This is a genomic window from Burkholderia sp. Ac-20379, assembly GCF_017104645.1.
GTDB lineage: Bacteria > Pseudomonadota > Gammaproteobacteria > Burkholderiales > Burkholderiaceae > Burkholderia.
The window spans coordinates 20,143-28,733 of the sequence record NZ_JAAGPF010000071.1; the positions used below are offsets into that span (position 1 = coordinate 20,143).

Sequence of the window (8,591 nt, forward strand, 5' to 3'; positions counted from 1 at the left end):
CGTATTTTGAAAAAGGCGCTCCACGAGGGCGCCGCGCCAGTTCACCGCTTTTCTGTTCCCAGTGCCCAGATGCCTCGCTCATTTCTTGTGCTGCAAGGCACGGCTTCATGTTTTTTCAGTCGGCTCGCCGATGCACTGAAAGGGCGCGGCCATGCGGTTCACCGTGTCAATTTCTGCGGCGGCGACTGGTTGTACGGCCGGGCCGATGGTACGGCGCTCAATTACGCGGGGCGGGCCGATGGGCTCCCCGCCTGGTACGAGGCGCTGGTGCGCCGGGAAGGCATCACCGACGTCCTGATGTTCGGCGATTGCCGCGAAATTCATCGGCCTGTCCACGACGTCGCCGCGCGCTTCGGCCTGCGCGTCCACGTGTTCGAGGAAGGCTATGTCCGGCCGCACTGGATCACGCTCGAACACCATGGCGTCAATGGGCGCTCGCTGATGCCGTCCGCGCCCGACGCCTATCTCGCGGCGCGTTCGATCACGCCGCCCGCGAAGCCGGGCCAGCCCACCGGCTACAACCTGCGCGAACGCGTCTTCCACGACATCAGCTACCGCCTCGCCAACGCGCTGATGGCCTGGCGCTTCCCGCGCTATCGCAGCCATCGCCCGCGCAACGGCCTCGTCGAATACGGCGGGCTGGCGTTCCGTGCGTTGCTGCAGGGCCGGCACCACCGCCGGGCCGGGGCCGTGACGCACGAACTGATCGACGAGGGGCGTCCGTACTATCTGTTTCCCCTGCAACTGAATTCCGATGCGCAGATCGTCTTCCATTCGCCGTTCGAGGGCGTGCGCGAGGCGATCGACTACGTGATCCGATCGTTCGCGCGGAACGCGCCGGGCGATTCGGTGCTGCTGATCAAGAATCACCCGCTCGATACCGGGATGGTCGAGTATCACCGCTTCGCCTCGAGGATCGCGCGCGAACTCGGCGTCGCCGAGCGGATCCGGTTCATCAATGCCGGGCATCTGCCGACCCTGCTCGAGCATGCGCTCGGCGTGATCGTGGTGAACAGCACGGTGGGGCTGTCGGCGCTTCACCACGAGCGCCCGCTGGCGGCGCTCGGGACGGCCATCTACAATCTGCCGGGGCTGACTTGGCAAGGTAAGCTCGATAATTTCTGGCGCAACGGCAAGCGCCCCAACATGTCCCTTTACCACGCGTTCCTCGATTACGTGATGCACCACACGCAGATCAACGGCGATTTCTACACCCGCTCCGGCATCGCGATGGCGGTGGCGGGCGCGGTCGACCGTCTGGACCGCGCGGATGCCTGAGCCGTCGGTCCGTCACGTCGCGATCACCGGCGCGAGCGCGGGCCTGGGCCGCGCGCTTGCGCTCGCCTACGCCGCGCCGGGCTGCGTCCTGGCCATCGCGGGCCGCAATGCCGCCGAGCTCGACGCCACCGCCGCCGCCTGCCGCGAACGCGGCGCGACGGTCGAAACCGGCCTCGTCGACGTCCGCGACGCGGCCGCGGCCGCCGCCTGGCTCACCGCCTTCGACGACCGTCATCCCATCGACCTGCTGATCGCCAACGCCGGCGTGGCCAGCACGATCGCCCACGCGAACGATTGGGAGGATCTGGCGCGCACGGCCCGCGTGATCGACACGAACCTCTACGGCGCCCTGCACACGGTGCTGCCCGTGATCGACCGGATGCGCGCGCGCCGGCGCGGCCGCATCGCGATGGTCAGTTCGATCGCGGCGCTGCGCGGCATGGCGATCTCGCCGGCCTATTGCGCAAGCAAGGCCGCCGTGAAGGCCTACGCCGATTCGGTGCGCCCGCTGCTCAAGCGCGACGGCGTGCGCGTCACGGTGATCCTGCCGGGTTTCGTGAAGACGGCGATGAGCGACGTGTTCCCCGGCGAAAAGCCGTTCCTCTGGAGCGCGGAGCGCGCGGCGGCCTACATCCGCCGCCGGCTGGACGCGGGCCGCAGCGAGATCGCGTTCCCGGCGCTGCTGACGCTCGGCATGCGCCTGCTGCCGCTGCTGCCGGCCGCGCTGGCCGATGCGATCCTCGATCGCCTCTCGTACCTGCCCGCCGAGGACGCCCGGCGGTGAGCGCCCACCTGATTCCGACGCTGGCGGGGGCCGTGGCGCTGTCGTTCGCGCTCGACGCGATCGCGGTGCCGCGCGCGCCGGCGCGCCGGCCGCTGCTGTCTTTGTCGCTTCACATTCTTTCGGTACTCTTTCTCGCCGACCTGGCGTTCGCGCTGACCTCGCGGCCGATTTTCTCGGCGTTCGTGGCGCTGGCGCTCGTCGGTCTCGTGGCGGCCGTCAGCAATGCGAAGTACGAATCGTTGCGCGAGCCGTTCGTCTTCACGGATCTGAGCCTGTTCAGTCAGTTGTTTTCGCATCCTCGGCTGTATTTGCCGTTTCTCAGCGCCGGCAAGGTGATCGCGATCGGGGTGGGCATCGTGCTCGTGATCGCCGGATTCATCGCCGAACCGCCGGCCGCGCATGGCTCGGCGGCGCTTGCCTGGCTCGCGGTGGCGCTGCCGTTCGTGCTGGCGCTGCGGATCGCCGCGCGCCTGCCGCTCACGCTCGACCCGAACGCCGACCAGCGCCGCCACGGTTTCTTCGCGGTGTTCGTCGCCTATCTGCTGAATGGGCTGCGGCCGGCCACGTTCCGGCGCTTCCGCGAATTCATGGCGCAAGCCCCGTTCGCGACAGGCGCGCCCGCGCCGGCGGCGAGGCCCGACGTGATCGCGATCCAGAGCGAATCGTTCTTCGACGCGCGGCGCCTCGGCGACGAAATCGAGCCGGGCCTGCTGCCGCATTTCGATGCGGCGCTGCGCGAAGCGGTCTGGCACGGCGAGATGGCGGTGCCGGCCTGGGGCGCGAACACGATGCGCACCGAATTCGCGGTGCTGACGGGCACCGAATCGGCCTCGCTCGATTACGCACGCTTCTATCCTTACGCTTTCGTCAGACGCAAGCTGGCCTCGCTGGCGGCCTGGTTCGGCCGCGGCGGCTACGACACGGTCGCGATTCATCCCTATTACGCGGATTTCTTCGGGCGCGACCGCGTGTTTCCGCTGCTCGGTTTCGAGCGTTTCCTCGACATCGGCCACTTCGCGGCCGCGCCGCGCGCGGGCCCCTACGTGGCCGATGCGGCCGTGGCGGACGCGATCCTGGCCGAACTGGCGCAACCGCACGAACGGCCGCGCTTCGTGTTCGCGATGACGATGGAGAATCACGGCCCGCTGCACCTCGAAACAGTTCTGCCCGGCGAGGCCGCTTCGCGGCATACTCTCGGCGACGGTTCCGCATGGCGGGATTTGACCGCGTATTTGCGACATATTGAAAATGCGGATGCAATGATCGGCCGCCTGCTTGATCATCTGCGTTCGAGCGACAGAGAGACGGTCGTCTGTTTCTACGGCGACCACGTTCCGGCCCTCGGCAAGGTATTCGACCGCCTGGGGGCGAGCCCGGTACACAGTGACTATTTCATCTGGCGGAATTTCGGGCCAGATAATCCCGAACGTCGGGACGTGCGGGCCGCCGAGCTGGGCGGCTTGCTGCTGCAAGCGACACAGCTGGGGCGGAGTCGCGTGGACGCGTCGCGAGCATCAGAGAAAACGACATAACGATGAACGGAAAGATTGCAATTGTTGGGATCGCCTGCCGCTTCCCCGGTGGCGCCAATAATCCCGATGAACTCTGGAGCCTGCTGCGCGACGAGCGAGATGCCGTCACGCAGATTCCGGCCGAGCGCTTCGGGACGGAGTTCTATCAGCATCCGTCCAAGCGCGAGGCGGGCAAGAGCTACACGTTCTCGGCCGGCGTGCTCGACAACATCGCCGGCTTCGATGCGGCGTTTTTCGGCGTATCGCCGCGCGAAGCGGCGCAGATGGATCCCCAGCAGCGTCTGCTGCTCGAACTCGCCTGGGAGGCGTTCGAGCACGCGGGCGTGCGCCCGCAGGATATGCGCGGCCGGAATTGCGGCGTGTTCGTCGGCGTGGCCAGCCCCGATTACGGCAACCGCAGCGTCGACGATCTGAACTCGGTCGATCCGTATTCGGCCACCGGCAACACGCTGAGCATCGCGTCGAACCGCGTGTCCTATCTGTTCGATCTGCGCGGGCCGAGCATGTCGATCGACACGGCCTGCTCGTCGTCGCTCGTGGCGCTGCACCAGGCGGTGCAGGCGCTGCGCTCGGGCGAGGCGGACATGGCGCTCGCCGGCGGCGTGAACCTGCTGATGCACCCGTTCGGTTTCGTCACGTTCTCGAAGGCCTCGATGCTGTCGCCGCGCGGCCGCTGCCGCGCGTTCGACGCCACCGGCGACGGCTACGTGCGCTCGGAAGGTGGCGCGTTCGTGCTGCTCAAGCCGCTTGAGCGCGCGCTCGCGGACGGCGACACGATCCACGCCGTGATCGCCGGCTCCGGTGTCAATTCCGACGGTTTCACGCAGGGCGGCATCAGCGTGCCGGGCTCGGCCACGCAGGCCGCGCTGCTGCGCAGCGTTTACGCGCGCGCCGGCGTCGATCCGCAATCGCTGTCGTATCTCGAAGCGCACGGCACCGGCACGGCGGTCGGCGATCCGATCGAGGCGCGCGCGCTGATCGACGTGCTGTCGTCGGGCCGTCCGGCCGACAAGCCGCTCCTGATCGGCTCGATCAAGACCAACATCGGCCACCTCGAAACGGCGTCGGGCATGGCCGGCTTGCTGAAGGCCGTGCTGTGCCTGAAGCACCGCGCCGTGCCGCGTTCGCTGCACTTTGAAACCCCGAATCCGTCGATCGATTTCGCGGGCGGCCGCCTGCGCGTGGCCGACCGCTTCACGCCGCTCGGCGCTGAACACGGCGCGGGCGGCGATCAACCGCTGACGGTCGGCGTCAATTCGTTCGGCTTCGGCGGCACCAATGCGCACGTCGTGCTGATGGAAGCGCCGGCCGCGGTGCAAGCGGCCGCGGTTGCGGATACGCCGGCCGAACGCCTGTCGCCGCTGGTGCTGACGGCGCGCTCGTCGCAGGCGTTCGGCGCGCTGGCGGCGCGCTATCTGGCCGTGTTCGAGCGCGGTGCGCCCTGGCAGGCGGTGGCGGCCACGGCCGCGCGCCGCCGTCAGTGGTTCACGCACCGGCTCGTGATCGCGCCGGCCACGATCGAGGAAGGCCGGGCCGCGCTGGCGGCGCTGGCCGAGGACGCCTCCGCGTCGCCGGCCTGCGTGACGCGCGGCGAAGCGCCGCCCGACACGGGCCGCGTGGCGTTCGTCTATTCGGGCAATGGTTGCCAGTGGGCCAACATGGGCCAGCAGCTCTACGACGAGAATCCGCTGTTCCGCGCGGCGCTCGACGAGGTCGACGCGCTCTGGTGCGCCGACGGCAGCGCCTCGCTGGTCGACGTGATGCGCGAGGGCGCGAGCGAAAGCTGGCTCGCCGCCACCGAAAACGCGCAGCCGCTGCTGTTCGCGATCCAGGTGGGCCTCACGCGCGTGCTCGAAGCGCGCGGCGTGTCGCACGACGCCACCATCGGCCATAGCGTCGGCGAAGTGGCCGCCGCCTGGGCCGCCAAGATCCTCACGCTGACCGACGCGGTGCGCGTGATCAAGATTCGCAGCCGCGCCCAGGGCACCACGCGCGGCACCGGCCGGATGGCGGCGGTGGGCCTCAGCGAGGCCGCCGCGCACGAGGCGATTGCACGCCTGGGCCTGACGGGCCTGGTCGAGGTGGCCGGCGTGAACAGCGCCGAGGCCGTCACGCTGGCCGGCTCACTGCAGGGCCTGCAATCGATCGAGGCCGCGCAGCGCGAAGGCGGCCGCTTCTTCCAGTTGCTCGATCTCGACTACGCGTTCCACAGCCGGCAGATGAACAGCATCGAGCCGATCGTGATGGAGCAGCTCGACGGGCTCGCGCCGCAGGCCGGCGACGGCAGTTTCGTGTCGACCGTCACGGGCGCGCTGCTCGACGGCACCACGCTCGACGCGCGCTACTGGTGGCGCAACATCCGCGAGCCGGTGCGCTTCGGCGACGGCATCGCGAGCCTGATCGCCGAAGGCGTGCGGATCTTCATCGAAGTGTCGCCGCACTCGATCCTGCGCAGCTACATGAAGCATTCGCTGGCGGCGGCGCAGGCGCAAGGCGCCGTGCTGCCGACGCTCAAGCGCGGGCAGGGCGGCGCCGCGACGCTCGACGCGTCGATCCTGTCGGCGATCGCGCACGGCGCGGCCGTCGATCTCGACCGCCTCGCGCCGGACGTGCCGGGCGCGGCGGTCGCGCTGCCCACCTACCCGTGGCAGCACGAATCCTATTGGCTCGAACCGACCGTCGAGGCCTACAACCTCGTCAATCGTCACCGCGATCACCCGCTGCTCGGCTATCGCCTGCACGAACACGCGTACGGCTGGGAAAACCAGCTCGACCCGGCCAAGCTGCCGCTGCTGGCCGACCACGTGGTCGACGGCGGCGTGGCGTTCCCGGGCGCGGGCTACGTGGAAATGGCGCTGGCCGCCGCGCGCGTCTACTTCGAAACCGCCACGGCCGCGCTCGAAAATCTCGAAATCCGCGCGCCGGTGGTGTTCCAGCCGCAGCAGGCCAAGCTGTTCCGCCTGCATATCGATCCCGAAACGGCGATCTTCACGATCGAGACGCGCGACCGCATGAGCGACGCGCCGTGGACGCTGAACGTCACCGGCCGCCTGCTCGCGAGCGGCAACACGCTCGGCGCGAAGTCGCTGGCCGATGCCGCGACGCTCGATGCGCTGCGCGGCGCCGGCTCGCTCGACGGCGAAACGCTCTACGACAACACCGCCGTGATCGGCCTCGATTACGGCCCGGCGTTCCGCTGGGTGCGCAACGTGCGCGTGGCGGGCGACGCCGCGCTGGCCGAACTGGCCGCGCCCGCCGCATGCGGCGACGCTGCCGCGCTGGCCGCCTATCACCTGCATCCGGCGCTGATGGACAGCGGCTTCCATCCGCTGTTCGCGCTGCTCGGCGGCCTCGGCAAGCCGGGCGCGCCGGCCGACCGCGCGGCCTATGTGCCGGTGCAGATCGGCCGCGTCGATTACCTGCGCGGCGACGCGATCGACCGCGTGCTGGTGCGCATCGAGCGCCGCAGCCCGCATTCGGTGGTGGCCTCGTTCGACTTCATCGATGCGAACGGCCTCGTCGTGGCGCGCCTCGGCAGTTGCCGGTTCCGCCGTGTCGATCTGCTCGGCCGCCGCCATCACGCGCCGTCGCGCTTCGTCTACACGCTCGAACACCGCCCGCTGCCGGCCGACGCCCGCGCCGACAGCCTGCCCGCGCCGGCCGAGCTGCTGCGCGACGCAACGGTGCGCGTCGCGGCGAGCGAAGATGCCGCGCGCCGCAGCCAGCATCTGACCGAGATGCTGCCGCTGCTCGACGTGCTAGCGAGCCTGTATGCGCTGCGTGCGCTCGAAGCGATCGACGCGTTCGCCTCGCCCGTGCTGCCCACCCATCCGCAAGCCGCGCTGGTCGCGCGCCTGGCCGACATCCTCGTGGAAGACGGCCTGGCCACGCGCGAGGGCAGCCATCTGGCGCGCGACGAGGAAGCCTGCGCGGCGCTGCCGCCGCTCGGCGAACTCTGGCGCGGCCTGCTGGCCGAATCGCCGCATCACAGCGCCGAGCTGACGCTGCTCGCGCATTGCGGCAAGGCCTTGCCGCGCGTGCTGAAGGGCGAGCTCGATCCGGCGCGCGTGCTGTCGTCGACGGGCAAGGCGCTGGTCGAACAGTTCTTCGACGCGTCGCCGACCTGGGAACACCTGCACGCGATGATGGCCGCCTGCGCGGCGTCCGCCGTCGAGGGCTGGCAGGCGCCGCGCCGTCTGCGCCTGCTCGAAATCGAATCGACCCGCGGCGACATGCTGCGTCCGCTGGTGGTGCGTCTGCCGGCCGACCGTTGCGAGCGCACGATCTGCGGCACGGCCGAGCAACTGGCCGCGTTCGACGCCGATGCGATGCCGGCGCTGTCGACGGTCGCGCAACTGCCGGGCGAGCGCTTCGCGCTGAAGGCCGATCCGGACGAACTGTACGACCTCGTGCTGGTCGATCGCGCGCTGGCCGGCCGGACCGATCCGGCCGACGTGCTCGCGTCGATCCGCGCCTGGGTCGCACCGGGCGGCCTCGTGGTGCTGGCCGAATCGCGCCGCAACCGCTTCGCCGATATCGTGTTCGGCCTGCAGGCCACCGACGGCCGCACCGCGTCGCTGACGCCGGCCGAGCTCGAACAGCTGTGCGAGCGCGTCGGGCTGGTCGAGGCCGCGCGTCACGCCGAGCAGGATCTCGAACTCGAAGGCACGCCGAGCCTGGTGGTCGCGCGCCGTCCGCTGGCGGTCGACAGCGCGGCCGAGGACGAGGACGACAGCCTCGACGCGCTGGAGCGCGCCGAGCAGTGGGTGGTGGTCACGGCCGACGACGCCGAGCCGATCGGTGCGACGCTGGCCGATGCGCTGACGCGAGCGGGCCATGTGGTGGAAGTGGTCGACATGCGGCAGGCGGCCGGTTTCATCGCCACCATGCCGGCGGCCGACGCCACGCATCTGGTGTTCTGCGCGCCGTCGCCGGGCCTGAACGACCGTGCCGATGCCGACGCGCTGATGCAGGCCCAGCAGGCCGGCGCGATCGCG

Annotated in this window: 4 protein-coding genes; all 4 read left to right on the forward strand. The window is 69.9% G+C overall.

Annotated features, from left to right (window positions below):
- Positions 1-69 precede the first annotated feature (69 nt).
- The gene (locus tag G3N92_RS12310) at positions 70-1,278 is read left to right on the forward strand and encodes a capsular biosynthesis protein (RefSeq protein WP_206127751.1); all 1,209 of its coding nucleotides are present in this window, start codon (positions 70-72) and stop codon (positions 1,276-1,278) included.
- Complete coding sequence (locus G3N92_RS12315; protein ID WP_206127748.1) at positions 1,271-2,062, forward strand: SDR family NAD(P)-dependent oxidoreductase; 792 nt, start codon at positions 1,271-1,273, stop codon at positions 2,060-2,062. The genes G3N92_RS12310 and G3N92_RS12315 overlap by 8 nt, the downstream gene beginning before the upstream one ends.
- Complete coding sequence (locus G3N92_RS12320; RefSeq protein WP_206127752.1) at positions 2,059-3,594, forward strand: LTA synthase family protein; 1,536 nt, start codon at positions 2,059-2,061, stop codon at positions 3,592-3,594. The genes G3N92_RS12315 and G3N92_RS12320 overlap by 4 nt, the downstream gene beginning before the upstream one ends.
- 2 nt (positions 3,595-3,596) lie before the next feature.
- Positions 3,597-8,591 (forward strand): type I polyketide synthase (locus G3N92_RS12325; protein ID WP_206127749.1); only part of this gene is annotated, 4,995 nt, incomplete at its 3' end.

Bases quoted from the DNA above. Each gene is read 5' to 3' on its own strand.
- G3N92_RS12310 (WP_206127751.1), top strand. From the start codon at position 70: ATGCCTCGCTCATTTCTTGTGCTGCAAGGCACGGCTTCATGTTTTTTC.
- G3N92_RS12315 (WP_206127748.1), top strand. From the start codon at position 1,271: ATGCCTGAGCCGTCGGTCCGTCACGTCGCGATCACCGGCGCGAGCGCG.